Origin of the sequence: Aquabacterium sp. (assembly GCF_049317225.1) — a bacterium.
GTDB lineage: Bacteria > Pseudomonadota > Gammaproteobacteria > Burkholderiales > Burkholderiaceae_C > Aquabacterium.
Map to the genome: position 1 here is coordinate 68,206 of NZ_JBMOIR010000004.1, position 25,982 is coordinate 94,187.

Genomic DNA, 25,982 nt, shown 5'->3' on the forward strand with positions numbered 1-25,982 from the left:
GGGATGCTTTCGTTCATTCAGCGGGGCGATTGGCGGTGAAGCCACCACCAACCGCACGGTAGAGCGTGAGCCACGCACGGTGGCGTTCCAGATTGAGTGCCAGGGTGATGCGGTCGGCTGACCAGGTCTGGCGGCGGATGTCTTCGAAATCGATCTGGCTCAGCATGCCTTGCTCCAGCAGCCGTGCATTGGCATCCAGTTGCGTGTGAGCGCGTTGACTTCTGAGCTGACCTTCTTGCCATCTCTGCTCGGCACTGTGAAGTTGAAGCAGCGCCTCTTCCACTTCCCTGACTGCCTGCCTGACCTTGGACTGAAAACGTACCTGAGCGGCTTCCAGCTCTACGTCGGCTGTGTGCTGCTGAGCCGCTCGCAGACCGGCATCAAACAGGGGCAAGGTCAGCGCCATGGGACCAAACGTCCAAGACGGACCGGAGACATCTGTGCTGCCACTTTGAACTCGTGCGCGGCCGACAAAGCCATCCAGACTCAGCCTGGGCAGGCGGGCTGCCTGGGTTTGCAAGCGGTTGGCTTGGGCTTGCAGAACGTCGCGCTCGGCGACGTAGACGTCCGGTCGTTGCATCAAGGCTTGAGCTGGAATGGCCGTGATGGCGAAGGGCGTGGGCGAGGGCACCCTGCTCTGCGCAGAGTCGAGGCGTGTGCGCAGATCGGGCTCGGGCAATCCGGTCAAAGCAACCAGTGCTTTCACAGAGGCTTCGCAGGTGGCCTGTTGTTGCAGGACATTGGCGCGACTGTCTGATGCCAACGACTGTGCGGAGGCCAGATCGATTTGCGAGCGCATCCCAAAGCGGGTGGCTTGCTCGGTCATGACTCGGGATTGCTCTCGTGAGCTGGCATCGGCCTCAAACAGTCGCAACTGATGTCGGCAGGTGCGCACGCTGTGATACTGGTCGGCGACTTCGGCTGCCACCAGCGTGCGTGCGTCATGCCACAGGGCCTGAGCCGCTTCGAGTTGGGCTGCGGCACTCACATGGCCGGCTCCCTGGAAACTGGCGAGATCCACGGCCCAACTGATTTGCAAGCCGGCCTGACGTTGTGCCAAGGCAGGGGTTTGGGCTGGCGAATAAGTGCGGGTGGTCGAGGCTGTGGCGTTGATCTGCGGGAGGTCGGAGGCCCATGCTTGTGCTTGCTGTGCTTGTGCCTGAGCGATTCGCACTTGTGCGCTCGCGATGTCCGGGCTGACCTTTTGTGCTGCCGCGATCAGGTCCGTGAGTTCCGGCTCGTTCTGCGCTTGCCACCACGCTTGCAGTGCGGCGCCCCGTGTCTGATCCGGCAAGGGCGCTTGCCATGGCGCGGCAGGTTCAGTCGCGTCGTTGTGCAAAGCCTGGCTGGAGAGTGTGGCGCAGCCGCTGAGGCAGAGTGCCAAGGCGGCTGTGTAGGCAGATTTCGGGGTCATGAGCACTGCTCCTCAGGGCCGATGGCTCGCCACAGAAATTCAAATCCAGCCCCGCGGTAGGCCTCTGCGGCAGTGGGGTGGGAGGTCATGTAGCCGATGGTTGCGTTGGTGACGGCGGTCAGCAACGCGTCCGAGAATTCGGTCGATTGCTCCGTGTTCAATCCGGCAAAGTGAATGGGCTCTTGCTGATAACCGACATCGGCACAGAGCTTGTTGGCCGCATCCAGTTGTTCGGGCGTCAACTTGCCGGAGACCGACAACTGGTTCATCGCCGCATAGGCTGCGGGATGCTCAATACCCCAGTTGACGTAGTTGTCCCATAGCAGGCGAGTGCGCGCTTTCAAAGATGCGGTGGCGTCATAGCCCAGCGTCAGGCAGGTTGCCAACTCGGCCAGCACATGCTCGAACACCGCCCCGAACAAGGTATCCTTGTTCGGAAAATAGAGGAACAGCGTGCCTTCGGCCACGCCTGCCCGCCGAGCAATCAGCGATGTGGGGGCGCTCAACCCCTCGCTGGCAAATGTTTCGGTGGCGGCCTTCAGCAAGGCTTGCCGTTTGTCTTCACTGCGAGGTCTGGCCACGCGCGCTCCCATCAATAAATGAGTGTGTACTCAATCATAAATGTGGGCAACCAAACTTGGCAAGTGCCTGAATGGGGCGACCAATGACAAAGGGGAAGCGTGTTTCCACGCTTCCCCTTGTGCGAAGGATGCTCAGCCTGCGCTCAGCGCTTGGCTTCCGGCAGTTCGATCTTGACCTCCAGCACCTCCAGATCATCCTGACGCTCCAGGTTGACCTTGATGTCGTCGGGATTGATCGACACGTACTTGGAAATCACCGCCACCAGTTCCCGCTGAAGATCAGGCAGGTAGGTTGGACTGGACGAGCGGCCGTTGCGCTCGTGGGCGAGGATGAGTTGCAGGCGTTCCTTGGCCACCGAGGCCGTCTGCTTCTTCTCGCCGAGGAAAAAGTTGAGGAATCCCATGGTTTACTTGCCTCCGAACAGGCGCTTGAAGAAACCGGGCTTTTCAGCTTCCACGAAGCGCAGGGGCTTTTCCTGGCCCAGGAAGCGGTCGATCACGTCCTGGTAGGCCTCGGCCACGTCGGTCCCCTTCATGTGGATGGCGGGGACGCCCTGGTTGGACGCGTTGAGCACGGTCTCCGATTCGGGGATCACGCCGATCAGCTTGACCTTGAGGATGTCATAGACATCGTCGAGGGACAGCATCTGGCCGCCTTCCACGCGGTTGGGGTTGTAGCGGGTGATCAGCAGGTGCTCTTTGATGGGCTCGGCGCCATCTTGGGCACGCTTGGTTTTGCTGCTGAGCATGCCCAGGATGCGGTCGGAGTCACGCACCGACGACACTTCGGGGTTGGTCACTACGATGGCTTCGTCGGCAAAGTGCATGGCCATCAGGGCACCGGTTTCGATACCGGCGGGCGAGTCACACACGATGTACTCGAACCCCATCTCGCCGAGTTCCTTGAGGACGCGTTCCACGCCTTCTTGGGTCAGGGCTTCCTTGTCGCGCGTTTGCGAGGCGGCCAGGACAAACAGGTTTTCACATTGCTTGTCCTTGATGAGGGCCTGGTTCAGATTGGCTTCGCCGTGGATCACGTTGATCAGGTCGTAGACCACACGGCGTTCGCAACCCATGATCAGATCCAGATTGCGCAGACCGACGTCGAAGTCGATGACGGCAGTCTTGTGGCCACGCAAGGCGAGGCCGGAAGCGAAGCTGGCGCTGGTGGTCGTCTTGCCGACGCCGCCTTTGCCTGAGGTCACCACGATGATCTTGGCCATGTCTGGCGGTCCTTTCAGTTAATGCTGGATCAGAGTTCAATGGGGTCGAACACCAGGCGATCGCCATCCAGACGAATCTGGGCAGGCTTGCCCACCACATTGGTGGGCAGCGGCGTGTCGGTGGTGCGATAGGTGCCTGCGATGGAAACCAGTTCCGGCTCCATGCAGGTAGAGAAGATGCGGGCGTCGGTGTTGCCCTTGGCGCCGGCAATGGCCTTGCCGCGCAGCGGGGCGTAGACGTGGATCGAGCCGTCGGCAATGACTTCGGCGCCGTGGTTGACCACGGCCATGACGATCAGGTCGCCGCCTTTGGCGTAAATCTGCTGGCCGGAGCGCAGGGGCTTGTCGAGGATCATGGTGCTGGCCGCCATGGGCACATGCACGGGCACTTCAACGGGCACTTCGCGGATGACTTCGCGCACCACCTCTTGCACCACGGTTTCGACGCGGGCAGCTGGTGCGTGTCCGTCCGGGGCCTCGATCAAACCAGCCTGCTGGGCTGCGTAGGTTTGCGACACGGTGCCACCGCGCACGGCAATGGGCTTGATCTTGTAGCGGGCCAGCAGATCAATCAGGGCAGGGAAGTTCACCGCCACATCCAGACTGGCCAGGTGGGTCAGGTCAATCACCACTGGCTCACCGTTGAAGAGGTCGGGTGTGGCACCAAAACGCTCTTCGAGAGCCTGCGCGAGCGAGGTCAGGTTGCCTGTGCGCAGCAGAAAGGCTTCCAGCGGGAGCGTGGCGCTCTTGAAATCGAACAGGGCGGAGGCGTTTCCGTTGGTGGCGGCAGACATGGACAGCGGTCGCGGAGAAAGTCTCAAGTTTAAGGCAGCGCAGGGCATATTCCGCAGAGTGCAAGACTGGGGCAAGCCATACTTGAGGGGGAGGGTGAGGCTGAACGTGGACGTGAACGGATTTTTGTCAACAGATCAGGTGGGCTTGGCCGTGGCGGTGGGCTCGGGGTTGCTCATTGGCCTGGAGCGCGAGCGACGCAAAGGCGAGGGCGATGACCGCAGTGCGGCGGGCCTGCGCACCTTCACCGTGGCCGCCTTGCTGGGCGCCATGGCGCAACTGGTGTCGGACGTGCTGGCCAGCGTGGCCTTGGCAGGCGTTGCCATCCTTGCTGCGCTGGCTTACGCGCGCTCTCGATCCAAGGATCCGGGACTGACCACGGAGTTGTCCCTCATCGCGACGGCATTGATCGGGATGCTGGCCATTGCGCACCCTGCGCTGGCTGCGGGATGCGCAGCCATCGTAGCGGGGGTGTTGGCGGCCCGAGAACGCCTGCATCGCTTCGCAACCCATTGGTTGAGTGAGCAGGAGTTGCATGATGGGCTCTTGCTGGCCGCCCTGGCGTTGGTCTTGTTGCCGCTGTTGCCGAGTCAGCCCGTGAGTTGGCTGGGGCACATGTCGCTAAGGCGGGTGCTGATGCTGGTGATCCTGATTCTGGTCATGCAGGCGGCCAGTCACATTGCTAAACGCTTGCTCGGTGCACGGGCGGGGCTGGCCTTGTCCGGACTGCTAGGCGGTTTTGTGTCGAGCTCGGCGACGATTGCCTCGATGGCCGGGATGTACCACGCGGGGACGGTGCCCTTGCGGTTGGCCTTGTGTTCGGCCGTTTTGTCGATGGTGGCCACATGGGTGCAGATCCTGCTGATGGGCTCGGTGGTGGCCCCGGCAGCGGTTCAGGCTATTTGGCCCTTGTTGTTGCTGGGGGGCTCCGTGCCACTCATCTTGGGTGTGCTGCTATGGCGGCAAAACGGGCACGGGCAACAGCCTGCAGGTGCGTCTCATGCTGTGTTGCGTCTGCAAGAGGCGGTGATGGTGGCTGCGCTCTTGTTTGGCGGCTCGGTGCTGGTTTACTGGGCTCAGCAAGGCGGTGTGAGTGGCCTTTTGCTGGGCACAGGGGTTGCCGCGCTGGCAGATGCGCATGCGCCCATGGCGAGCCTGATGTCGCTGTACGCAGCAGGCAAATTGACGGCGCCCTTGCTCATGACAGGCATCATGGTGGCTTTGAGTGCCAATGGGGTCACCCGCGCTTCCATCGCATCTCTGTCTGGTGGATGGCGTTTTGGCGCGGGCGTGACGATGGTGCTGGTGCTGAACCTGATGGTGGGGTGGTCGGCCGTCTGGTGGCTGAACTGATCAACCTTGCAACTGGAAGACGGCCACCGCGTGCGACAGGTGTTCGGCCTGACGTCGCAGACTTTCGGCTGCTGCTGCGGTCTCTTCCACCATGGCCGCGTTGCTTTGCGTGCCTTGCTCCATCTGCGTGACGGCTTCGGTCACTTGGGTCAGGCCCAGCGTTTGCTCGCGGCTGGCGTGGCTGATCTCACCAATGATGTCGCTGACGCGTGTGATCGCATTGACGATTTCGGTCATGGTGCTGCCGGCCTGATTGGCTTGCTCCGCACCCGTGCCCACACGTTCCACGCTGGCCGTGATCAGTGACTTGATCTCACGTGCGGCTTCGGCACTGCGCTGTGCCAGCGAGCGCACTTCGCCTGCGACCACGGCGAAGCCTCGGCCCTGTTCACCTGCACGTGCGGCTTCCACGGCTGCGTTCAAGGCCAGGATGTTGGTCTGGAAGGCGATGCCGTCGATCACCCCGATGATGTCGGAAATCTTCTGCGACGAGTGGTTGATGTCTTGCATGGTCTGCACGAGGTGGGTCACCAACTGACCACCTTGCGTCGCCACATGGCTGGCGTTGTGCGCCAACTCACTGGCTTGCGACGCGCTTTCGGCGTTGTGGTTCACCGTGCTGGACAACTGCTCCAACGCCGATGCCGATCGCTCCAATGCAGCGGCTTGATCCTGCGTTCGGTTGGACAGGTCTGCGCTGCCCTCGGACACCTGCGTGGCCGCCGACGAGACGCTGTCGGCGTTCTGGCGCACGCGCATGACGGTGGCCCGCAACTGTTCGATCATTTCGGCCAGACCTGCGACCAGACTGTGCTCGTCGCCAGGTGCCACACGAACGTGGAAACCCAAATCGCCAGAAGCCACTTTGTGCAGCAGGCGGCGCACGGTGCCGGGCTCGCCACCGAGCGTGCGCATCAGGTAGCGCGTGATGGCCAGCGCGCCACCAAACAGGATGATTGCGCCTAGGACCGAGGTGATGATCATGGTCCAGTGGGCGCGACTGCGTGCGGCCGTGGCGGCTTCGTCTGTGGCCTTGGCATGCGCCTCAATGTCTTTGATGACTTTGATTTGCTTGCCTTCCAGTTCTTCAAACAGCCTGATGAACTCTGGCAGCTTGGCCGATGCCGCTTGCGGATCCCGAGCCGCGAGCTGACAGATTTCCTGCCCGACGGACGCGTACCGTTTGACGATTGGGAGCTCTTCTTCCACGTCACGCAGAATGGCTGGTTCCAGTTCCAGGCGCGACAAGGACTCTACGTAGTTGATGAAGTCCTTGCCATGCTCGTCCGCCTCTTTGATGGCGTCCTGGATGGGGGCAACCTGTCCCATCTGGGCGTACATCAGTGCCTGAAAGACATCGCCTCGCAAGCCTTCATGCATCATGTCGCCCAAGGTGGCGTACTGCGTGGCCTGAGTGGCCACGACCGTGTTGTCCATGCTCTGGCCCAGGCTCCGCAGGCTGATCCCGCCCACGGCACCCACGATGCCCGTAAAAACCGCTCCTGCCATCCCAAAACTCAGCAGGACGTGACGCATCTTCATTTACAGCTACTCCTGGATCCAGCAGACTGAGGGGTAATTCCCTCTTTCGTCCATGGTGTTATCGGTCATCTGAAGGGGGGCTTGAGGCATATGAAAAAAACATTGTTATTTGCAAACCCTTAATGGTCATTGGCATATCGGCAGGCGTCTGCGTTTGATGCATGTTGTTACACTCTGATCTGATTAGGGTATGTACTGAAACGATATTGATTAAATGAAGGGACGGGGAATGGACATGCGTTTGGACAAGGGCGGTGCTGGGACGAGTGATGGGTCGACACAGGTGCCCACTCAAATCCTGGATGACAAGCCCGACCAGCCGTCGCAGTCCCGAGAGTTGGGGAAGAAGGTGTCCGACAAGCTCAGAGAGATGTTTGTCGTCTGTGACCCTTCCGAGGCACTGCGTCAGCACTTCGAGTTGGCTGGCGCGCCTTATCTGTTGTTGCGCGACCTTGGGGGCGGTGCTGCCCGCACATTTTTGGAGGCCTTTGCGCGCACGACCAGTCTGCCCGTCGAAGAGTTGAGTGTGCGGCGCCAAGGCTTTGGGACCGTCCTGGCAACCCTGACCTACGTGGATTGCCCGGCACGCGGCGACAAGGTGCGCATCTATCTGGACGATGCACAGACCGAGTCCTCCGAGCAAATTGCCATCAGCCGTGTACTGACCGAGTGGGCAGGGCTGCACGTCTTGTTTGGCGAAAGCCTGGGGCCGCAAACACAACTGGCGCTGACCTGCCTGAAGGACGATTTGACACACGCACGGCGCTCTATTCTGGTGCCGATGCTGGTGCTGCCGCAAAAGCGCGAGGCGCAATTGACGCAGGCCATCGAAGAGTTTGGGCAGCAGACCCGGGTGAAGATGGACGTGGGGCCTGCCACCGCCGCCACCAGTGGCTTGTGGGCGTTGATGGTGGCCAGTTGGAACCGGCATGCACAGGCCAATGTGGGCAGTCGCATGCCCCTGCTGGATGCCAGTCGCCTCAAGGGCAAGAGCGATGTGACCTCAGCCGATGTGGTCACGGTGACCCGCCGCCCCAAATCACCGGAAGCCCAATTGGCTTCGCCCTTGTTGGTGGTGAACCAGACTGTGGCACCGGCCACGACCAAGCCGCAGGGGGCGTTCGACCTGTATCTGCAAGAGATCGTGGCGCGCACCGACAGCACGCATGGCTGTTTGTTCATGCTGGCTGATCGCAGCGTGGTGGCTTCGACCCCTCATGCTCCGGCGGCCGACATGGCGGCTCAAAGCCACCATCTTCTGGCGGCGGTCGGGCGCGTGGGTGTGGGGCTCGAAATGGGGCGCATGGTGCGCGAGACGCATGTCACCATGGGCGAGATGCAATTGGTCGTGCGCCCCGCGCGGGTCAAGGCTGGCAGTGTGCTGGTGTTGCTGCTGCCTCGCCAGAATGATCCCTCTGCCTGGCGTCTGGCGATTGATCGCTACGACGCGCAATGGCTGGCACAGCGCAAGGCGGCCGCCTCACGCTGAACGCATCGCAGGGCCGTCAACGGCCCTTCTTGACCGGGCGAGCAGACTTGCTGGCCGGGCGTGATGCCCCGCTGCCCGCACGTCCCGCGCCGGTTTGTCGAGGCGGCAAGCCGGTGTGCTGCGTGAGGATCTGGCCACGTCGGGGCTGCCCGCCAGACCCGCGAGGTAAATCGCGTGGGTCACGCTGGGTGTCCCCAATTTCGGCATGGCGTTGACCTGTCACACGTTGTCCGCTGGCGCGTCCCACCGTCACCACCGAGGTCTTGGTGCCGGCCTTGGTGGAGTTCTTGCGGCGCGCGCTGTCGTAGCCCCCGTCGGTGGCGGGCTGGTAGGTCGGAATCAGGTGGTGCTGTCCGTTTCCGATCAGATCGGCGCGACCCATGGCCTTGAGCGCATCGCGCAGCAAAGGCCAGTTGTTGGGGTCGTGGTAGCGCAGGAAGGCCTTGTGCAGGCGGCGACGCTTTTCGCCCTTTACGATGTCGACCGATTCCCCGCGCCCCGGCTGACGGCTGATGCCCTTGAGCGTGTTCAGCCCGGAGTGGTACATGGCCGTCGCCGTGGCCATGGGGCTGGGGTAGAACGTTTGCACCTGGTCGGCCTTGAAGCCATTGCGCTTGAGCCAGACGGCCAGGTTCATCATGTCCTCATCGGTGGTGCCGGGGTGGGCCGCGATGAAGTAAGGAATCAGGTACTGCTTCTTGCCGGCTTCTTCGCTGAATTGCTCGAACATCTGCTTGAAGCGGTCGTACGTGCCGATGCCTGGCTTCATCATCTTCGACAGCGGGCCTTGCTCGGTGTGCTCGGGCGCGATCTTGAGGTAGCCGCCCACGTGGTGGGTGACCAGTTCCTTGACGTACTCCGGCGCCCGCACAGCCAGGTCATACCGCAGACCTGACCCAATCAGGATCTTCTTGATGCCGGGCAGGGCGCGGGCGCGTCGGTACATGCGCACCAGCGGGCCGTGGTCGGTGTGCAGATTCGAGCAAATGGTCGGGTACACGCAAGACGGCTTGCGGCACGCGGCTTCAATGGCCTTGGAACTGCAACCCAGGCGGTACATGTTGGCCGTGGGGCCGCCCAGGTCGGAGATGACCCCGGTGAAGCCCTTGACCTTGTCTCGGATATCCTCGATTTCCTTGAGCACCGAGGCTTCCGAGCGGCTCTGGATGATGCGACCCTCATGCTCGGTGATGGAGCAGAAGGTGCAACCGCCAAAGCAGCCGCGCATGATGTTCACACTGAAGCGGATCATGTCCCACGCCGGAATCACCGCATCACCATACTTGGGGTGCGGCGCGCGGGCATAGGGCAGGTCAAACACCATGTCCATTTCGGACGTGGTCAGCGGGATGGGGGGCGGGTTGATCCACACATCTTGCGCCCCCGGGCCTTCGCCGTGGCGCTGCACCAATGCGCGGGCATTGCCGGGGTTGGTTTCGAGGTGCAGCACGCGGTTGGCGTGGGCATACAGCACCGGGTCGTCCTTCACCTGCTCGTAAGAGGGCAGGCGGATCACGGTGCGATCCCGCGGGGGCATGACGATCTTGCCGCTGCGCTCGGGCAGGGGCTTCGCCGGCGTTTTGGCCGCCAGCGCCGGGTTGGGCACGATGCGGATGGGCTTGCTGCCATCGGATGGGGTCGGGTTAAAGGCGCCGGCCTCTTCCATGGCGCAGGTGGCGCCGTTGTCGGCAGCCAGTTGGCCCGTGGTCAGGTAGGGGTTGATGTGCTGATCGATGCGGCCTGGCTGGTCGACTTCGGTCGAATCCAGCTCGAACCATCCTTGGGCCGTCGGGTCATGGCGTTTGCGCACAAAGGCCGTGCCACGGACATCGGTGATCGACGCAATGGGCTCGCGCGCGGCCAGGCGGTGTGCCACTTCCACGATGGCACGCTCGGCGTTGCCGTACACGAGCAGGTCAGCCTTCGCGTCCATCAGGATGGCGCGGCGCACCTTGTCCGACCAGTAGTCATAGTGTGCGATGCGACGCAAGGAGGCTTCGATGCCGCCCATGACGATGGGCACATCCTTGAACGCTTCCCGACAGCGCTGGGCATACACCGCCGAGCAGCGATCCGGGCGTGCGCCGCCTTGCCCTCCGGGCGTGTAGGCGTCGTCACTGCGGATCTTGCGGTCCGCCGTGTAGCGGTTGATCATGGAGTCCATGTTGCCCGCGGCCACGCCCCAGAACAGATTGGGCTTGCCCAGCGCCTTGAACGGCTCGGCACTGTGCCAGTCGGGTTGGGCGATGATGCCCACGCGGAAGCCTTGGTTCTCGAGCACGCGCCCGATCACGGCCATGCCGAAGCTGGGGTGATCGACGTAGGCGTCACCCGTCACAATTACGATGTCGCAACTGTCCCAGCCCAGTGCATCCATTTCGGCGCGGCTGGTGGGCAGGAATTTCGCCGTCCCGAAACGCTTGGCCCAGAACGGCTTGTAGCTGTCGAGGGGTTTGGCGCGGGGGATGGCGGCTTGGGCGGCGAACTCGGTCGTCAGATCGGACATGGGTGAAACAGGGGCGGGCAGGCCACTATTGTCGCCGTTCACGTCCGATCCGGGGCGATGTTTTGGCAAGGCCTTGCCCGGCCGCGGGGATCAGCGCTCGTCCTGACGCAGGTCCATCAGCAGGCGCGCCTTCACCTTCTTGCCCTTGAGGGGCAGGGTGTTGAGCTTGGCCACGGCCTGGCGGCCAATGTCACGGTCCACCGCCACGTAGGTGTGGAAGTCGGTGACGTTGATTTTGCCGATCTGCTTGCCTTCAAAACCGGCCGCACCGGTCAGGGCGCCGAGCACATCGCCAGGGCGGATTTTTTCCTTGCGGCCGCCCAGGATCTGGATGGTGACCATGGGGGCATGCAGCGGCTCGGTGCCCGAGGCGTGCAGGCTGTCCAGCGGGGTCCACTGGGATTCGCGACCTTGCAATTGCTCGATCTTGCCCACGCGGCCCATCTCGTCCATGCTGGCGAGGTTGAGCGCCAGGCCCTCGGCATCGCCTCGGCCGGTACGCCCAATGCGGTGGATGTGCACCTCGGCATCGGGCGTGACGTCCACGTTGATGACGGCTTCGAGTTGCGCGATGTCCAGGCCGCGTGCGGCCACGTCGGTGGCCACGAGCACGGTGGCGCTGCGGTTGGCGAATTGAATCAGCACCTGATCGCGGTCGCGCTGCTCCAGGTCGCCGTGCAGGGCCAGGGCTTCGATGCCGTGGGCGGTCAGCACATCCACCAAGTCACGACATTGCTGCTTGGTGTTGCAAAACGCGATGGCATTGGCCGGGCGGAAGTGCCACAGCAGTTGGGTCACGGCATCGAGTCGGGTGCTGTCATCCACCTGGAACCAGTGCTGGCGGATTTTGGCCGCATCGTGCGTTGATGCCACCTTCACTTCCTTGGGATTCCGCAGAAACTGCTTGCTCAACTGTGCAATGCCTTCCGGGTAGGTGGCCGAGAAAAGCAGCGTCTGTCGATCCTTCGGGCACTGCCGGGCCACCTTGACGATGTCGTCATGGAAGCCCATGTCCAGCATGCGGTCGGCCTCGTCCAGCACCAGGGTGCGCAGTTGCGACAGGTCGAGGTTGTCTCGCTCCAGATGATCCATGATGCGGCCAGGGGTGCCCACCACGATGTGGGCGCCAAAAGCCAGGCTCTCGGCCTGAGGGCGGATGGGGCTGCCACCACACAAAGTCAGTACCTTGATGTTGGCTTCCAAGCGGGCCAGGCGGCGAATTTCCTGGCACACCTGATCGGCCAGTTCGCGGGTGGGGCACAGCACCATGGCCTGCACGCTCAGCTCGCGGCTGTCCAGACGGTGGAGCAGCGGGAGCGCAAAGGCGGCCGTTTTGCCACTGCCGGTCTTGGCTTGCGCGATCAGATCCTGTCCGGCCAGGGTGAGCGGCAGACTGGCGGCCTGAATGGGCGTCATGGCCAGGTAGCCCAAGCTGCGCAGGGTTTCCTGCATGGCTGCGCTCAGTGGCAGGGAACTGAAATCGGCGGATGGGGTCGAAGAGGCGGTCATGGCCCGATTATCCGCAGCATCTGTGGGTTTATCTGGTGGCTGGCATTGGATATCGGGGCTTTTGGCCTCATATTCAAACTTGTTTTGGTTAACCGCCCGGAATGGGCAAGGACTGATCTCTTGAAGACGTTGAAGAAAAGCGTGATGACGCTGGTCGTGGCTTTGGCCGGTGTGGGCATGGTGACCACCTCCATGGACGTGGAAGCCAAGCGGATTGGTGGCGGTCGTCCGGCTGGCATGCAGCGCGCGGTGCCCAGCAAGCAACCCAACGCCACCCCTGACGCGGCCCCCAACCAATTCAACAAGTCTGCTCAGCCCAGCCAGCAGCAGGCTCCCACGCAGCCGGCTGGCATGCCTCAGCCTGCGCAGAAACGATCCTGGCTGGGTCCCATTGCCGGTTTGGCAGCAGGCTTGGGCATTGCCGCGTTGATGAGTCATTTCGGCCTGGGTGAAGCCTTCGGCAACTTCCTGATGATGGCCCTGCTGGGTGTAGCCGTGCTGTTCGTGGTGGGCTGGTTGATGCGCAAGTTCAAGGGACAGCCTCAGGCAACGGGGCCGCAGTTGGCCGGTGCCGGTGCACCGTACCCGTCTGCTTCTGCGCCGACTGACGTGCCGGCGATGGCGCGCACCATGGACCGTGATGCCGGGGGATCGGCGGATGCCGTGGGGGGTGGCAACCTGTCGCACGTGCCGGCGGGGTTTGACGCGGCTGGATTTCAGCGTGTGGCCAAGATGATCTTCATCCGCATGCAGGCCGCCAATGATGCTGGCAACATCGAGGACCTGCGCAAGTTCACCACCCCTGAGTTGTTTGCCTCTCTGCGCCTTGATCTGCAAGAGCGTGGCACTGCATCCAATCAGACCGACGTCATGCAACTGGACGCTGAACTGGTGGACACGGCCCAGGAAAACGGCCAGTGGGTGGCTTCCGTGCGCTTCCACGGCCTGATCCGTGAAGAGGTGAACGCTGGCGCGCAGCCGTTCAATGAACTGTGGCACCTGGTCAAGCCGGTGCAAGGCGACGCCGACTGGGCGATTGCGGGCATCACACCGTTGGATGCCTGACACTTTTGGTGTGCCGGGGTACTACGGACTGCAGTAAACGGGTTAAAGACTTATAACATTCGCAACGTGTCCAACCCTTGCGCCACAGACAGCCGGTCTGGCCGTGGCGCTCCTGCATGACGATCCCGGCCCCAGGTTCTTCTGACGCTGTCGCACCGGCTGCCTTTGCTGGGCACATGAGTCTGTTTCGGCGGCTGCCCAGTGTGCTGTTGCTCAGCATGCTGGCGCTGTTGGTGCTGGTATGGCGCTGGCCTGCAGAGTGGTCAGGCCTCGCACCACAGCACGTTTTTCCGGTGGCGTTACACACCTTCACCGAATTTGCGGCCATCGTGGCCGCCCTCTTGGTTTTCTTTGTCGCCTGGCACGCCAACAATGGCCTGTTGCCAGCCAACGTGGCCAAGCTTGCTTGTGGGTTTCTGGCGGTCGGCCTGATCGATGTGGGACACGTGCTGTCCTATAACGGCATGCCGGACTTCGTCACGCCTTCCGGCATCGAAAAGGCCATTCATTTCTGGCTGGTTGCGCGGTATGTGGGCGCTGCCACCTTGCTGTGTGTGGCATTGCAGCCTGATGCCGGGCCCATTTCTGACGCTCAGCGCAACGGGTTGCTGGCTGGCGCCTTGACGCTGACGATCGCCGTTTATGCGGTGAACCTGTTTGCGCCCGAGGTCTGGCCTTCAACTTTTGTGGCTGGGGTGGGGCTGACGCCTTTCAAGGTGGTCCTTGAATATGGCGTGGTCATGGTGACATTGGCGGCTGCGGTTCTGTTCTGTCGCAGTGAAGTGCGTCATCGGGCCTACAGCGTCACCGATTTGTGCGCGGCAGCACTGATCACCGTGTTGTCAGAGTTGTGCGTCACGCTGTACACGCACGTGGGTGACGTGTTCATGCTCATGGGGCATGTGTACAAGATCATTGCCTATTTCTTCATCTATCGGGCGGTCTTTGTCACTGCGGTGCGCGAGCCATACCGCCTGCTGCAGTTTGAAGTGCAGGAGCGCCGGGAGGCTGAAAAGCGGGCGTCGTTCCTGGCCTATCACGACGCCTTGACGCAGTTGCCGAATCGCGAGCTGGCGCGGGATCGTTTTCTCCAGGCTGCGGCCGACGCTCGCCGCCACGGAAACAGTGTGGCGCTGGTCTTTTTGGACCTGGATCACTTCAAGAACATCAATGATTCTTTGGGGCACGCTGCGGGCGATCAGTTGCTGTGCGAGGTGGCGCATCGCCTGGTTGCCAGTGTGCGTGGTGGGGATACGGTCAGTCGCCAAGGTGGCGATGAATTTTTGCTGATCCTCAAGGACGTTCAGCATGCGGATGAGGTGGGGGCCCTGGTTGGGAAATTGATCGAACGTGTGGGGCAGCCGATCATGCTGGAAGGGCAGGAGTTGACGACATCGGCGTCGGCCGGGATTGCGATTTACCCCGGTGACAGGGAAGAGTTTGACGCCCTGATGCAGCAGGCTGATACCGCCATGTACCGCGCCAAGGAAGAAGGACGCAACACTTGGCGTTTTTACGACGAGGCGATGAATGCGGCCTCACTGGAAAAGCTCGACATCCGCAATGGTTTGCGTCATGCCTTGCAGGCCCATCAGCTCCAGCTGGTGTACCAACCCCAGGTCAACTTGATCACGGGCAAATTGGTTGGGCTGGAAGCCTTGCTGCGCTGGAAGCACCCGGACAAGGGCTTCGTGTCGCCAGCCAAGTTCATCCCTGTGGCCGAAGACAGTGGCCTGATCGTGCCCATCGGTGAATGGGTGATGCGCGAGGCCTGTCGTCAGGCCGCCATCTGGTACCGATCCGGGCTGGATGACGTGGCCATGGCTGTGAATCTCTCGGCCGTGCAGTTCAAGCGAGGCGATGTCGAGCAGGTGGTGGCTTCGGCACTGGAGGCGTCCGGCTTGCCGCCCTCCTTGCTGGAGTTGGAACTGACGGAGTCGGTGCTGATCAGTGATCCGGAAAACGTGCAGTCACGGCTGATGCAGCTGAAGGGTTTGGGGGTACGACTGGCGATCGACGATTTCGGGACGGGCTACTCCAGCTTGTCCTACCTGAAGCGGTTTTCGGTGGACAAGCTCAAGATTGACCAGAGTTTTGTGCACGACCTGGAGTTACACCCCGACGAGGTCGCCATTGTGCGCGCCATCATCCAGATGGCCGCGGGCTTGGGCTTGTCCACCATCGCCGAGGGCGTTGAAACCGAGGGCATGATGAAACAGCTTCAGGCGCTTGGGTGTGACGAGGCCCAAGGCTATTGGGTGGCTCGTCCCATGTCCGCCGAGGCCTTCGAGCAATGGTGGGATCAGCACAACCGTCAGTCGGTGTGATCGTCGGCGGCCAGGAAGCCGCCGCTTTGATGGGCCCAGAGTCGGGCATACAACCCACCGCGCGCCAGCAATTCGTGGTGTGAGCCTTCTTCTGCGATGCGCCCCTGATCCAGCACGATCAGGCGGTCCATGGCGGCAATGGTGGACAAGCGGTGCGCAATGGCCACCACGGTCTTGCCTTCCATCAGCGAGTACAGACTGGCCTGAATGGCGGCTTCGACCTCCGAATCCAGCGCGCTGGTGGCTTCGTCCAGCAACAAGATCGGCGCGTCTTTCAGCATGACGCGCGCAATCGCTATGCGCTGGCGCTGACCGCCAGACAACTTGACGCCGCGTTCGCCCACGTGCGCGTCGTAGGCCGTGCGGCCCTTCGGGTCACTGAGCGACTGAATGAACTCATGGGCCTCGGCGCGGATGGCGGCTTGCACCATGGCCTCATCCGATGCGTCGGGTCGACCGTACAGGATGTTGTCTCGCACCGAGCGGTGCAACAGGGATGTGTCCTGCGTGACCATGCCGATTTGTGCACGCAAGCTGTCTTGCGTGACCTGGGCGATGTCCTGCCCATCGATCAGGATGCGACCCTGTGGCACATCGTAGAAACGCAGCAGCAGGTTCACGATGGTGGACTTGCCCGCACCCGAGCGGCCTACTACGCCAATTTTTTCTCCGGGGCGAATGTGCAGGTTCAGGTGATCGATGACGGTGCGATCACCGCCGTATCCGAAGCTCACGTCCTCGAAACGGATTTCGCCGTGGGGCACGTGTAGTGGGGTGGCGTTGGGAACATCGACCACGGTGTGGGGGCGCGACAGGGTGTTGATGCCATCCTGCACGGTGCCCACATGCTCGAACAGCATGGCCACTTCCCACATCATCCAGTGCGAGATGCCGTTGAGGCGCAGGGCCATGGCGGTGGCCGCGGCGACTGCGCCAATGCCCACCTGACCTTGCGTCCACAACCACAGGGTCATGCCGGCGGTCGAGAGAATCAGCAGCATGCTCAGGGTGTGGTTGACCACCTCGAAGCCACTGACCAGACGCATCTGGCCGTGCACGGTGGCCATGAAGTCCTGCATGGCCGATCGGGCGTAGCCGGCCTCACGGTTGGCATGTGAAAACAGCTTGACCGTGGCGATGTTGGTGTACGCATCGGTGATGCGGCCGGTCATCAGCGAACGGGCATCTGACTGTGCCCGAGCCATGCGGCTGAGTCGCGGCACAAAGTAGCTCACCGACAGCACATACAGGGCCAGCCAGCCCAGGAAGGGCAGGACGAGGGTCAGATCGAAACTGCCGACCACCGCAGTCATGGTCAGGAAGTAGATGCCCACAAAAATCAGGATGTCGCCCACGATGAAGCAGGTGTCGCGCACAGCCAGGGCGGTCTGCATCACCTTGGTGGCGACCCGCCCTGCGAACTCGTCCTGGTAAAAGCTCATGCTTTGACCCAGCATGAGGCGATGGAAGTTCCAGCGCAACTTCATCGGGAAGTTACCCGCCAGGGTTTGATGTTTGAGCGTGGTTTGGAGCCACACCGCCAGCGGACTGGCCAGCAGGATGCCGGCGAGCATCAGCAACTTGTCGCTGGCTTGTGTCCACAGTTGCTGCGGTGGCACGGCGCTGAGCCAGTTCACGATGCTGCCCAGCATGTTGAACAGCAAGGCCTCGAAGGCACCGATCAGGGCCGTCAGCAGCGTCATCCCGAGCAGAAAGGGGCGCATGCCCTGCGTACCCGCCCAGATGAAGGCGGAGAAGCCCTTAGGTGGCGTGGCAGGTGGGGTGTCGGGATAGGGGTGAACGAGGTTCTCGAACCAACTCAGCACAAACAGGGCTCCGCAGCAGCGTCTGAAACGGTCAAGCGTACCGCTTTTGAACGGTGCTGTGGCGTCAAGGGGCTTGAATCGAGCGCGGTTGCTTGTGGTTGGATGCCGCCAGGTAACTCAGCAGTTGGCGTGCTTGCTCGTTGCCGATGGTGGCTTCGGCCAACAGGAACCCACCAATTTCGCCAATGCCGATCACGAGGTTGGCGCCGGCCGCTTCCAGGTAAGGGCGCTGCGCTGGATCGAGCAGTTCGGCGATGATCCGGGCGCTGGGCGCATGTTGTCGCGCCACCAGGCAGTTCACCGCCGTCAGGGCATCGGCATTTTGCTTCTCACCGTAATTCGCCAGCACCACCACCGTGTCGGCTTGCGGCAGGCTGGCGCGTTCAATGGCCTCGCCTCGGATGGGGTATGGCGAGCGCGTGAAGGTCAGCAAGGGGTCGTCGATCGGTTTGTGCTCCAGGTCTGCCATGACCAGCACAGGTGCATGGGCGTACTGGGCATCGGCTCGCAGCGTCTGAACGATGTGCGGTCCCTTGAGATTCCAGCCGATGATCACGATGTGGTGGTGCAGGCGGTGCATAGTCAACCCCATGTCTTCTCGGACTTTGCGCTCGATGAGGACGGCCGCGGCCAGCGCACACAGCAACGCGGTCAGCAATTTGGACACGATGACGGCCAGGCCCATGACCATGCGCCCGGCGTCGGTTTGCGGTGCGACGGCGGAATCGCCCGAGGTGGTCATCGTGACCAGCAGGCCGTAGGTGGCGTCAGAAAACGTGTGGATGCGAGGGCTGTGGCTGACCTCGAAGACGTAGATCAGCCCGGCGCACGCCAGCCAGACCACGACAAACACGCCCGTCAACTCGACGATGAAGCGGTAGCGTGCCACCGCCATCAAGCGGATGAACCTTTGCACCCAAGTTGAGCGGCTTGCCTGCACGGGGAACCTCCCACGCAACACCGAGACGAGCCCAGTCTATGCCTTGACTCGGGCTTTCGGACAAGGGGCAGACCCGCATGGGGCGGGCATTTTTTCGCGAACTCAGTAAATCTGAGGCACGATCAGCTCGTCTGGCACCGGGTGGCGGATGTAGTCCTCGCGCCGTTCGCGCTCGGGCAGGATTACGGGCTCATGGTCGACTTCGTGGTAATCGAACTGCGACAGCAGGTGGCTGATGCAGTTGAGCCGGGCACGTTTCTTGTCAACGGCCTGCACCACCCACCAGGGTGCTTCGGGGATGTGGGTGCGCTCCAGCATCACTTCCTTGGCGCGGGTGTAGTCTTCCCAGCGCCGACGGCTTTCCAGGTCCATCGGGCTGAGCTTCCATTGCTTGAGCGGGTCGTGGATGCGACCCAGGAAGCGGATGTTCTGCTCTTCGTCGGTGATCGAGAACCAGTACTTGATGACGCGGATGCCGCTGCGCACCAGCATCTTTTCAAACTCGGGCACCGAGCGGAAAAACTCTTCCAGTTCGTCGTCGGAGCAAAAGCCCATCACGGTTTCCACGCCAGCGCGGTTGTACCAGCTGCGGTCAAACAGCACGATTTCACCGGCAGCGGGAAGGTGCGCCACATAGCGCTGGAAGTACCACTGGGTCTTTTCACGGTCGTTGGGGGCGGGCAGGGCTGCCACGCGGCACACGCGGGGGTTCAGGCGCTGGGTGATGCGCTTGATGGCGCCGCCCTTGCCTGCAGCATCGCGCCCCTCAAAAATCACCACGACACGTTGGCCGCTGTGTACCACCCAATCCTGCAACTTGACCAGCTCGCCTTGCAGGCGAAACAGCTCTCGGAAGTACACCTGCCGCATGCGACGGTCTTCCTCGCTCTGAGGTTGAGCGATACCATCTTGCAGCCGGTCATCAATCTCCATCTCCAGCTCTTCGTCGTAGCTGTCGATCACGTCCTCTTGCAGGCGGCGGATCAGGTCGGCGTCGATGTTCTGCTGTTTGGGATTCGGGCTCATGCGGGACTCGGTACAGGTTGAACGGTTAATTTTTCACATTGCCATAAAGATATGTCCTCAGCATGAACACGTGAGCAGATCGCTCGGAAACGCGTGGTCAGGCGGTGACACTCCATTAATGCACATCTGTGCACATAATCTCGTCCTCATGCATCCAACCGGGAGCGTCTGTCGCTCCGTTTACTCATGATTCAAAGCATTACCCGTTTCTGCAAGGCGACGTTCGCCTCTGTGGTGCTGGCGGTCAACACTGTGGTGGGCTTCACATTGATGATCCCCTTTGTGATTGCCAAGCTCTTGTTGCCCTTTACCTTTGTTCGCAAGATTTGCGACACGGGCCTGCGGACCATCGCCGAAACCTGGATTGGTGTGAACTGTTTCTGGATGAACACCGTGGGGCGCACGCGCTGGCATGTATCCGGACATGACCAGTTCCCCTATCAAGGTTGGTATCTGGTCAGTTCCAACCACCAAAGCTGGGTCGACATCCTGGTGCTGCAATGGGTGTTCAACCGCCGCATTCCCCTGCTGAAGTTTTTCATCAAGCACGAGTTGATCTATGTGCCCATCATCGGCCTGTGCTGGTGGGCCCTGGATTTTCCGTTCATGAAGCGTCGTGGCGGTGCCAGCGCGCAGAAAGATCTGGAGACCGCTCGCAAGGCCTGTGAGAAGTTCCGTGTCATCCCTACCTCGGTGATCAGCTTCATGGAAGGTACCCGCTTCACCAAGGGCAAGCACGCCCAGCAGAAGTCGCCGTACCAAAACCTGCTCAAGGCCAAAACCGGTGGCGTGTGCATGGCGCTGGAAACCATGGGTGACATGTTCAACTGTCTGGTGGACGTGACCATCGTGTACCCACATGGCATCCCCACCTTCACCGATTTGCTGACTGGCAACCTGGAAGAGGTGGTGGTCAAGGTGCGTGAAGTGCCCATCCCCAAGAGCGTGCTGCTCAACGAGAAGGGTGAACCTGCTTCGCGTCAGGTGGTGCAAGCCTGGGTGGATGAAATGTGGACTGCCAAGGATCGCGAGATCACGGAGATCAAGGCAAGTTTCTCCCGCCAGTGATCGCTGGCACGAGACCATGAAAAAGGCCGGGTCGCTGTCCAGCACCCGGCCTTTTTGTTGATGGGGGTGTCAGTGGCTTCAGGTTCCCGCTGATGCCGCAGAGGCGGCGGGTGCAGCCTTCAGGGGCTTGACCAGGCGATCAAACTGAGCCGGGGCCACGTATTGCAGCAATTCCTTGCCTTCGGTGTCCAGAGACAGGTCCAGGCCGTGCGCGGGGTAGAGAAAGTGCTCCAGGTGCCCGTTGCTGCGCACGCGCTCAGCCGGTTGCCCGAAACGTGCCAGGACGGTGGCTTCATCCAGATTGGCCTGCGGAATGAAGCTCATGGCAATCAACGGTGCCTTCATGGCATCAGCCAGATCTTCGGGCGTGAGTTTGTACTTGCGGGTGGTGCTTTCCATGAACTCGGCCTTCAGGGCGCGGTCACGCATGCCTTTGATGACATCGGCCGGCAGGTCGGCAGTCAACACCACTTTGCCAGTGATGAAACCGGCTGAGGCGGGGTCGACAAAGGCCTCCAGCATGCCGGCTTCACCAGGGGCCGCGATGATGGCCACTTCCATGTCCTGACCCCAGCGCTGTCGGGCGTCGGCCAGCGTGCTGGCTTGTCCTGCGGGGCCCAATGTGAGTCCCATCACGCGGCTGGCGCCATTGGGCAGCACCTCAATTTGCCAGGGCAGCACACTGGCCACTTGTTGCGCGGCCGGGTCAGGCTTTTGAAACAGCTGCCCCCCTGCCACGATCAGGGCGCTCACGCCCAAGGCTGCAGCCACCAGGCCGCTCACAATCCAGACTTGCTTCATTGCGTTGTGTGTTCAGGTGATTTGAAGGTGTGCTGCCACGCTTGGCGAAGCAAGGTTTTCTGGACCTTGCCCATGGCGTTGCGAGGCAATTCAGCTTGGACAAAGACGCGCTTGGGAACCTTGAAGTTGGCCATCGTGTCTTTGAGATGCCGAATGATCGCAGCTTCCTCCAGTGTCTGACCTGATTCAGGGACAACAATCGCAATCACGCCTTCTCCGAAGTCCGGATGCGGCACGCCCACCACAGCCGATTCGGCAACCCCGGGGAGCTTGTCGATGGCACTTTCGATTTCTGCCGGGTAGACATTGAAGCCGCCGCTGATGATCAGATCTTTGGCTCGGCCTGAGAGGTGGACGTAACCGAGGGCGTCCACATGTCCGACATCGCCGGTTTTGAACCAGCCATCCGCGGTGAAGGACTCGGCGGTCTTGTCCGGCATGCCCAGGTAGCCTGAGAAGACGTTGGGGCCGCGAACCTCCACTTCGCCAATGGCATCGGTGGTGCGCACCGCTCCCGCACCATCCACGATTCGCACCTGCACGCTTGGCAGGGGGCGTCCCACGCTGCCGGTCACGCGCAGGCCATCTGCGGGGCGGCAGGGGTTGGAGCACAACATGCCGGTTTCGCTCATGCCGTAGCGTTCTAGGATGGTGTGGCCCGTTCGCTGGGCAAAGGCTTCGTGGGTGGCCGCCAGCAGCGGTGCTGAACCGCTGATGAACAAACGCATGTGCCGTGTGGTCTCGGCGGTGAGTTCGGGGGCTTGCAGCAGGCGCACGTACATCGTGGGCACGCCCATGAACAGCGTGGCTTGCGGTGGGCGCGAGTCGGCGATGGTGCTCAGCACCGAGGCCGGTTCAAACTTGTTGAGCCAGCGCATGGGGGTGCCCGCCAGCAGCGCGCAGTGGCACGCCACAAACAAGCCATGAATGTGAAAGATGGGTAGCGCGTGAACCAGGCAGTCGTCATAGCGCCAGTCCCAGTAGCGCAGCAGCGTGCGAGCATTGCTCAAGAGGTTGCCGTGCGAGAGCATGGCCCCCTTGCTGCGGCCAGTGGTGCCCGAGGTGTACAGAATCGCCGCGAGGTCGCCGGGCTGGCGGTCTGCCACGGCGTGGCGATCGCTGTGCAGGCTGGCGTGTGTCAGCAGGCTGCCGGTGCGGTCAGTGCCTAGGGTGAACAGGTGGTCCACGCCACCGTGTGCGGCAATCGGAATGACCCATTCCTGGTCCTCGGGACGGCAGACCAGAACGGCCGGTTGGGCATCGCCCACAAAGTATTCCAGCTCGGCGGCGCGGTAGGCCGGGTTCAGGGGCAGGTAGGTGCAACCAGCGCGCAAGGTGGCGAGGTACAGCAAGAGCGACTCGACCGACTTGTCGACATGCGCCGCCACCACCGGGGGTCGATCGTCCACGCCTTGCAGGTGCAGGCTGTCGAGCAGGTTGGCCAGCATGGCCGTGGCGCGTTCCAGATCGCGCCAAGTGTAGGCCCGCCCATCCTCACAGAAGATGGCAGGGTCTTGATCGGTGGCGGGCCAAGCCGCACGCAGGGCGTGAAACAGATTCATGAGCAGCGTTCCTTTGGGCCCTGTGTGCGGCGGGCCTGGCGGTCAGACGTCGATGGCTTGTGCTGAGCCTGCCACTTTGCGCAATTCGTACTTCTGAATCTTGCCGGTCGAGGTCTTGGGCAGTTCGCCAAACACGATGGCCTTGGGCACCTTGAAGCCGGCCAGATGCGCTTTGCAGTGGGCGATGATGTCGTCCACGGTGACATCGGCGCCGGCTTTCAGTTCGATGAAGGCGCAGGGCGTTTCACCCCATTTCGGGTCGGGCTTGGCCACGACTGCCGCGGCCATCACGGCCGGGTGCCGGTACAGCACATCTTCCACCTCAATGGACGAGATGTTCTCGCCGCCCGAGATGATGATGTCCTTGCTGCGGTCCTTGATCTTCACGTAGCCATCGGGGTAGATGACGGCCAGATCGCCCGTGTGGAACCAGCCGCCGGCAAACGCGTCTTCGGTGGCTTTCGGGTTCTTCAGGTAGCCCTTCATGGTGATGTTGCCGCGGAACATGATTTCACCCATGGTCTCGCCATCAGCCGGCACGGGCTGCATGGTCAACGGGTCCAGCACGGACACGCTGCGTTGCAGGTGGTAATTGACGCCCTGGCGTGCATTCAGTCGGGCGCGTTCACCCACGTCCAGGTCGGACCAGGCATCGTGCTTGACGCAGACCGAGGCCGGACCATAGATCTCGGTGAGGCCGTACACGTGGGTCAGGTCAAAGCCCATTTGTTCCATGCCTTCGATCATGGCGGCAGGCGGGGCGGCACCCGCCACCATGGCCTTGACCTGATGGGGCACGCCTTGGCGAATGTCGGCGGGGGCAGCCAGCATGGCCGAGTGCACGATGGGCGCCGCACAGTAGTGCGTGACCTTGTGGGTTCGGATGGCGTCGAATATGGACTTGGGGTCCACGCGGCGCAAGCAGACGTTGACGCCGGCACGCGCAGCCACCGTCCAGGGGAAGCACCAGCCGTTGCAGTGGAACATGGGCAGGGTCCACAGGTAGACCGCGTGCTTGGGCATGTCCCATTCCAGAATGTTGGACACAGCGTTGAGCGCCGCACCCCGATGGTGATAGACCACGCCCTTGGGGTTGCCGGTGGTGCCCGAGGTGTAGTTCAGCGCGATGGCATCCCACTCGTCGGTCGGGAACTGCCAGGCAAAGTCGGGGTAGCCGCTGGCCAGCAGATCGTCATACGTGACACTTCCGATGTGCTTGACGGTGCCGCCATACAGGGCGTCTTCCGTGTCGATGATCAGCACCGGGTGCTTGCTTTGGCGCATGCCCAGCGCTCGGCTCATCACGGCGGAGAACTCGGGGTCCACGATGATGGCTTTGGCTTCGCCATGGTCCAGCATGAAGGCCAGTGCTTCGGCGTCCAGGCGGGTGTTGAGCGTGTTGAGCACCGCGCCCGACATCGGCACGCCAAAGTGGGCTTCCACCATGGGGGGCGTGTTGGGCAGCATGACCGCCACGGTGTCACCTTTGCCGATGCCGCGTTGCTGCAGCGCGCTGGCGAGTCGGCGGCAGCGGGTGTAGGTTTCAGACCAGGTTTGCGTCAGCGCGCCGTGAATGATGGCCACGCGGTCGGGGTAGACCAGCGCCGAGCGCTCGATGTAGGACAGCGGGGTCAGTGCAGCGAAGTTCGCGTCGTTTTTCGGCAGGTCTTGCGAAAAGATGTCGGACATGAAAGGGCTCCTTTTGGGAAGCCAAGATCGTGCCCCGATTTACCCGCATGAGGTATCGGTCAATCCCCTCATTCTGACGAGGCTTGATCGGAGTCAATTTCTGCGGTGACGCGAATGCGTGCGCCATGAACGCTGACGACCTGACCTGGGCGGATCTTGGCGGTTTTGCGCAACTCGTCCTGCCCATCTACTTGAACGCGGCCTTCTGCCACCATGACCTTGGCACGTCCCCCGCTGTCAGCCAGACCGCAGGCCTTGAGCAAGCGGTCCAAGGTGATGAATTCACCACGAACGGGGAAGGTGATTTGCTGGATGGGGGGCATGAAATGTAGAGGTTCGGTTGTCAGTTGCCAGTTTAGCGGTATGCCATTTGGCCTGCGAGGTCAATTTGGTTGTCCGGTTTGGTTAATGTTCGTCGAACGTGGTTCGTTATCTTTGCGCATCCATCACGGCCGATGAATTGAGGGCAACTCAGGGTTGTTGCGGAAGCCTTCGGGCTGCACGATGCCTCGGAAGCATGCACAATCGCGAAATTGTGGGTCGCGTTGTATTCAGATTTGGGCGGCCCGTTGATTCAATCCGTATTTTTGTCCCGTGTGGACCGTTCTGCCATGAGCATGAAGAAGACCGATCTCGAGAAAAACAAAGCATTCAAGCTCCGTGATGGCGTGCGCTATGCCGGGACGCCTGATCGCTTTGCCGCAGGCTCCGCGCCTGCATTGTCCCGTCGCGAGCAGCGCAAGCTGGATCACGCAGCTGGCTTGGTGCCGTTTGCCTGCAAGCTCCACAGTGATTTGGTGGACCAGCTTAACGGTCTGGCCCAAGGGCAAGCCTTGTCAGTCCATGAGTTGGTGGAGCGTCTGATCAAGGCGGGGCTGGCTTCTGAGGGCGTGGCACTGGTTTCTTCCAAGCCTGCGCCTGCCAAGGCAGACGCCAAGAAGCCCGCCATCAAGTTGCCGGTGGTGAAGGCGCCAGCCAAGGCCGAGAAAAAGGCTGAAGTGAAGGCTGAGAAAAAGATCGATAAGAAGACCGAAAAGAAGGCCGAAAAGAAGGCCGCGCCAAAAAGCGCCGCGCCCGTGAAGGCTGACAAAGCGGTCAAGGCTGATCAAAAGCCTGCGGCCAAAAAGGCAGTGGCCAAGAAAGCGGTCGCAGCCACGAAGCCCGCCACCAAGAAAGCCGCTTCCAAGGCAGCCTCCAAGCCTGCCGTGAAAACCGTGGCGACCAAAACCCCGGCTGCTCGCAAAGCCGCCCGAAGCAAAACCTGAGGAT

The 25,982-nt window shown here is 61.8% G+C and carries 21 protein-coding genes; 6 read left to right on the forward strand and 15 right to left on the reverse strand.

The genetic code is table 11. The features are described 5' to 3' along the window. Positions 1 to 13 precede the first annotated feature (13 nt). The 5 genes from ACOYNB_RS04675 to minC all read right to left on the reverse strand — a co-directional run bounded on the left by ACOYNB_RS04675 (position 14) and on the right by minC (position 4,012). Entirely contained in the window at positions 14 to 1,414 is a 1,401-nt protein-coding gene (locus tag ACOYNB_RS04675) for an efflux transporter outer membrane subunit (RefSeq protein ID WP_422837966.1), read from the reverse strand. Further along, on the reverse strand, positions 1,411 to 1,995 hold the full coding sequence (locus ACOYNB_RS04680) for a TetR/AcrR family transcriptional regulator (protein ID WP_422837967.1): 585 nt from the start codon (positions 1,993 to 1,995) through the stop codon (positions 1,411 to 1,413). Before ACOYNB_RS04680 ends, ACOYNB_RS04675 begins: the two co-directional genes overlap by 4 nt. Positions 1,996 to 2,138: 143 nt before the next feature. Beyond that, positions 2,139 to 2,399: a cell division topological specificity factor MinE gene (minE, locus tag ACOYNB_RS04685; RefSeq protein ID WP_374255398.1), complete on the reverse strand. Its 261-nt coding sequence runs from the start codon at positions 2,397 to 2,399 to the stop codon at positions 2,139 to 2,141. Positions 2,400 to 2,402: 3 nt separating this feature from the next. Beyond that, positions 2,403 to 3,218, reverse strand: a complete 816-nt coding sequence (gene minD / locus ACOYNB_RS04690) for a septum site-determining protein MinD (RefSeq protein ID WP_422837968.1) — start codon at positions 3,216 to 3,218, stop codon at positions 2,403 to 2,405. A 29-nt stretch (positions 3,219 to 3,247) separates the two neighbouring features. Continuing rightward, the gene (minC, locus tag ACOYNB_RS04695; protein WP_422837970.1) at positions 3,248 to 4,012 is read right to left on the reverse strand and encodes a septum site-determining protein MinC; all 765 of its coding nucleotides are present in this window, start codon (positions 4,010 to 4,012) and stop codon (positions 3,248 to 3,250) included. Positions 4,013 to 4,118: 106 nt separating this feature from the next. Here minC and ACOYNB_RS04700 point away from each other — a divergent pair, with 106 nt between their 5' ends. Then, positions 4,119 to 5,363, forward strand: a complete 1,245-nt coding sequence (locus tag ACOYNB_RS04700; protein ID WP_422837971.1) for an MgtC/SapB family protein — start codon at positions 4,119 to 4,121, stop codon at positions 5,361 to 5,363. Here the strand turns inward: ACOYNB_RS04700 and ACOYNB_RS04705 are convergent, their stop codons facing one another. Continuing rightward, positions 5,364 to 6,905, reverse strand: coding sequence for a methyl-accepting chemotaxis protein (locus ACOYNB_RS04705; RefSeq protein WP_422837972.1), 1,542 nt, complete (start codon positions 6,903 to 6,905; stop codon positions 5,364 to 5,366). It abuts the gene before it with no gap. Between the two features lie 229 nt (positions 6,906 to 7,134). On the opposite strand from ACOYNB_RS04705, the gene ACOYNB_RS04710 reads away from it, so the two are divergent. Continuing rightward, positions 7,135 to 8,394, forward strand: a complete 1,260-nt coding sequence (locus ACOYNB_RS04710) for a hypothetical protein (protein ID WP_422837973.1) — start codon at positions 7,135 to 7,137, stop codon at positions 8,392 to 8,394. Positions 8,395 to 8,410: 16 nt separating this feature from the next. Here ACOYNB_RS04710 and ACOYNB_RS04715 read toward each other — a convergent pair whose 3' ends face one another. Together ACOYNB_RS04715 and dbpA are read right to left on the reverse strand one after the other, a co-directional pair. Further along, on the reverse strand, positions 8,411 to 10,900 hold the full coding sequence (locus ACOYNB_RS04715; protein WP_422837974.1) for a YgiQ family radical SAM protein: 2,490 nt from the start codon (positions 10,898 to 10,900) through the stop codon (positions 8,411 to 8,413). A 90-nt stretch (positions 10,901 to 10,990) separates the two neighbouring features. Beyond that, positions 10,991 to 12,409 (reverse strand): ATP-dependent RNA helicase DbpA, encoded by a 1,419-nt coding sequence (gene dbpA, locus ACOYNB_RS04720; protein ID WP_422837975.1) that lies wholly within the window; start codon positions 12,407 to 12,409, stop codon positions 10,991 to 10,993. 120 nt (positions 12,410 to 12,529) lie between these two features. On the opposite strand from dbpA, the gene ACOYNB_RS04725 reads away from it, so the two are divergent. Next, a complete protein-coding gene (locus tag ACOYNB_RS04725; protein ID WP_422837976.1) occupies positions 12,530 to 13,474 on the forward strand; it encodes a Tim44 domain-containing protein in 945 nt (314 codons plus the stop codon). A gap of 176 nt (positions 13,475 to 13,650) precedes the next feature. After that, complete coding sequence (locus tag ACOYNB_RS04730) at positions 13,651 to 15,801, forward strand: putative bifunctional diguanylate cyclase/phosphodiesterase (protein WP_422837978.1); 2,151 nt, start codon at positions 13,651 to 13,653, stop codon at positions 15,799 to 15,801. Here ACOYNB_RS04730 and ACOYNB_RS04735 read toward each other — a convergent pair. The 3 genes from ACOYNB_RS04735 to ppk2 form a co-directional block, all read right to left on the reverse strand. After that, entirely contained in the window at positions 15,789 to 17,627 is a 1,839-nt protein-coding gene (locus ACOYNB_RS04735; RefSeq protein ID WP_422837979.1) for an ABC transporter ATP-binding protein, read from the reverse strand. The genes ACOYNB_RS04730 and ACOYNB_RS04735 overlap by 13 nt on opposite strands. Positions 17,628 to 17,691: 64 nt before the next feature. Further along, the gene (locus tag ACOYNB_RS04740) at positions 17,692 to 18,543 is read right to left on the reverse strand and encodes an NAD-binding protein (RefSeq protein WP_422837980.1); all 852 of its coding nucleotides are present in this window, start codon (positions 18,541 to 18,543) and stop codon (positions 17,692 to 17,694) included. A gap of 126 nt (positions 18,544 to 18,669) precedes the next feature. Next, positions 18,670 to 19,593: a polyphosphate kinase 2 gene (gene ppk2, locus ACOYNB_RS04745; protein ID WP_422837981.1), complete on the reverse strand. Its 924-nt coding sequence runs from the start codon at positions 19,591 to 19,593 to the stop codon at positions 18,670 to 18,672. A 186-nt stretch (positions 19,594 to 19,779) separates the two neighbouring features. Here ppk2 and ACOYNB_RS04750 point away from each other — a divergent pair, with 186 nt between their 5' ends. Then, a complete protein-coding gene (locus ACOYNB_RS04750; RefSeq protein WP_422837982.1) occupies positions 19,780 to 20,661 on the forward strand; it encodes an acyltransferase in 882 nt (293 codons plus the stop codon). A gap of 78 nt (positions 20,662 to 20,739) precedes the next feature. Here ACOYNB_RS04750 and ACOYNB_RS04755 read toward each other — a convergent pair whose 3' ends face one another. From ACOYNB_RS04755 to ACOYNB_RS04770, 4 genes are all read right to left on the reverse strand, one after another. After that, on the reverse strand, positions 20,740 to 21,462 hold the full coding sequence (locus tag ACOYNB_RS04755; RefSeq protein WP_422837983.1) for a hypothetical protein: 723 nt from the start codon (positions 21,460 to 21,462) through the stop codon (positions 20,740 to 20,742). Further along, entirely contained in the window at positions 21,459 to 23,024 is a 1,566-nt protein-coding gene (locus ACOYNB_RS04760; protein WP_422837984.1) for a malonate--CoA ligase, read from the reverse strand. Before ACOYNB_RS04760 ends, ACOYNB_RS04755 begins: the two co-directional genes overlap by 4 nt. A 42-nt stretch (positions 23,025 to 23,066) precedes the next feature. Next, on the reverse strand, positions 23,067 to 24,713 hold the full coding sequence (locus tag ACOYNB_RS04765) for an acyl-CoA synthetase (RefSeq protein ID WP_422837985.1): 1,647 nt from the start codon (positions 24,711 to 24,713) through the stop codon (positions 23,067 to 23,069). Between the two features lie 68 nt (positions 24,714 to 24,781). After that, positions 24,782 to 25,036: an RNA-binding S4 domain-containing protein gene (locus ACOYNB_RS04770; protein WP_374255368.1), complete on the reverse strand. Its 255-nt coding sequence runs from the start codon at positions 25,034 to 25,036 to the stop codon at positions 24,782 to 24,784. Positions 25,037 to 25,324: 288 nt separating this feature from the next. Between ACOYNB_RS04770 and ACOYNB_RS04775 the strand changes: the two genes are divergently transcribed. Then, on the forward strand, positions 25,325 to 25,978 hold the full coding sequence (locus tag ACOYNB_RS04775) for a hypothetical protein (protein WP_422837987.1): 654 nt from the start codon (positions 25,325 to 25,327) through the stop codon (positions 25,976 to 25,978). Positions 25,979 to 25,982: the final 4 nt, after the last annotated feature.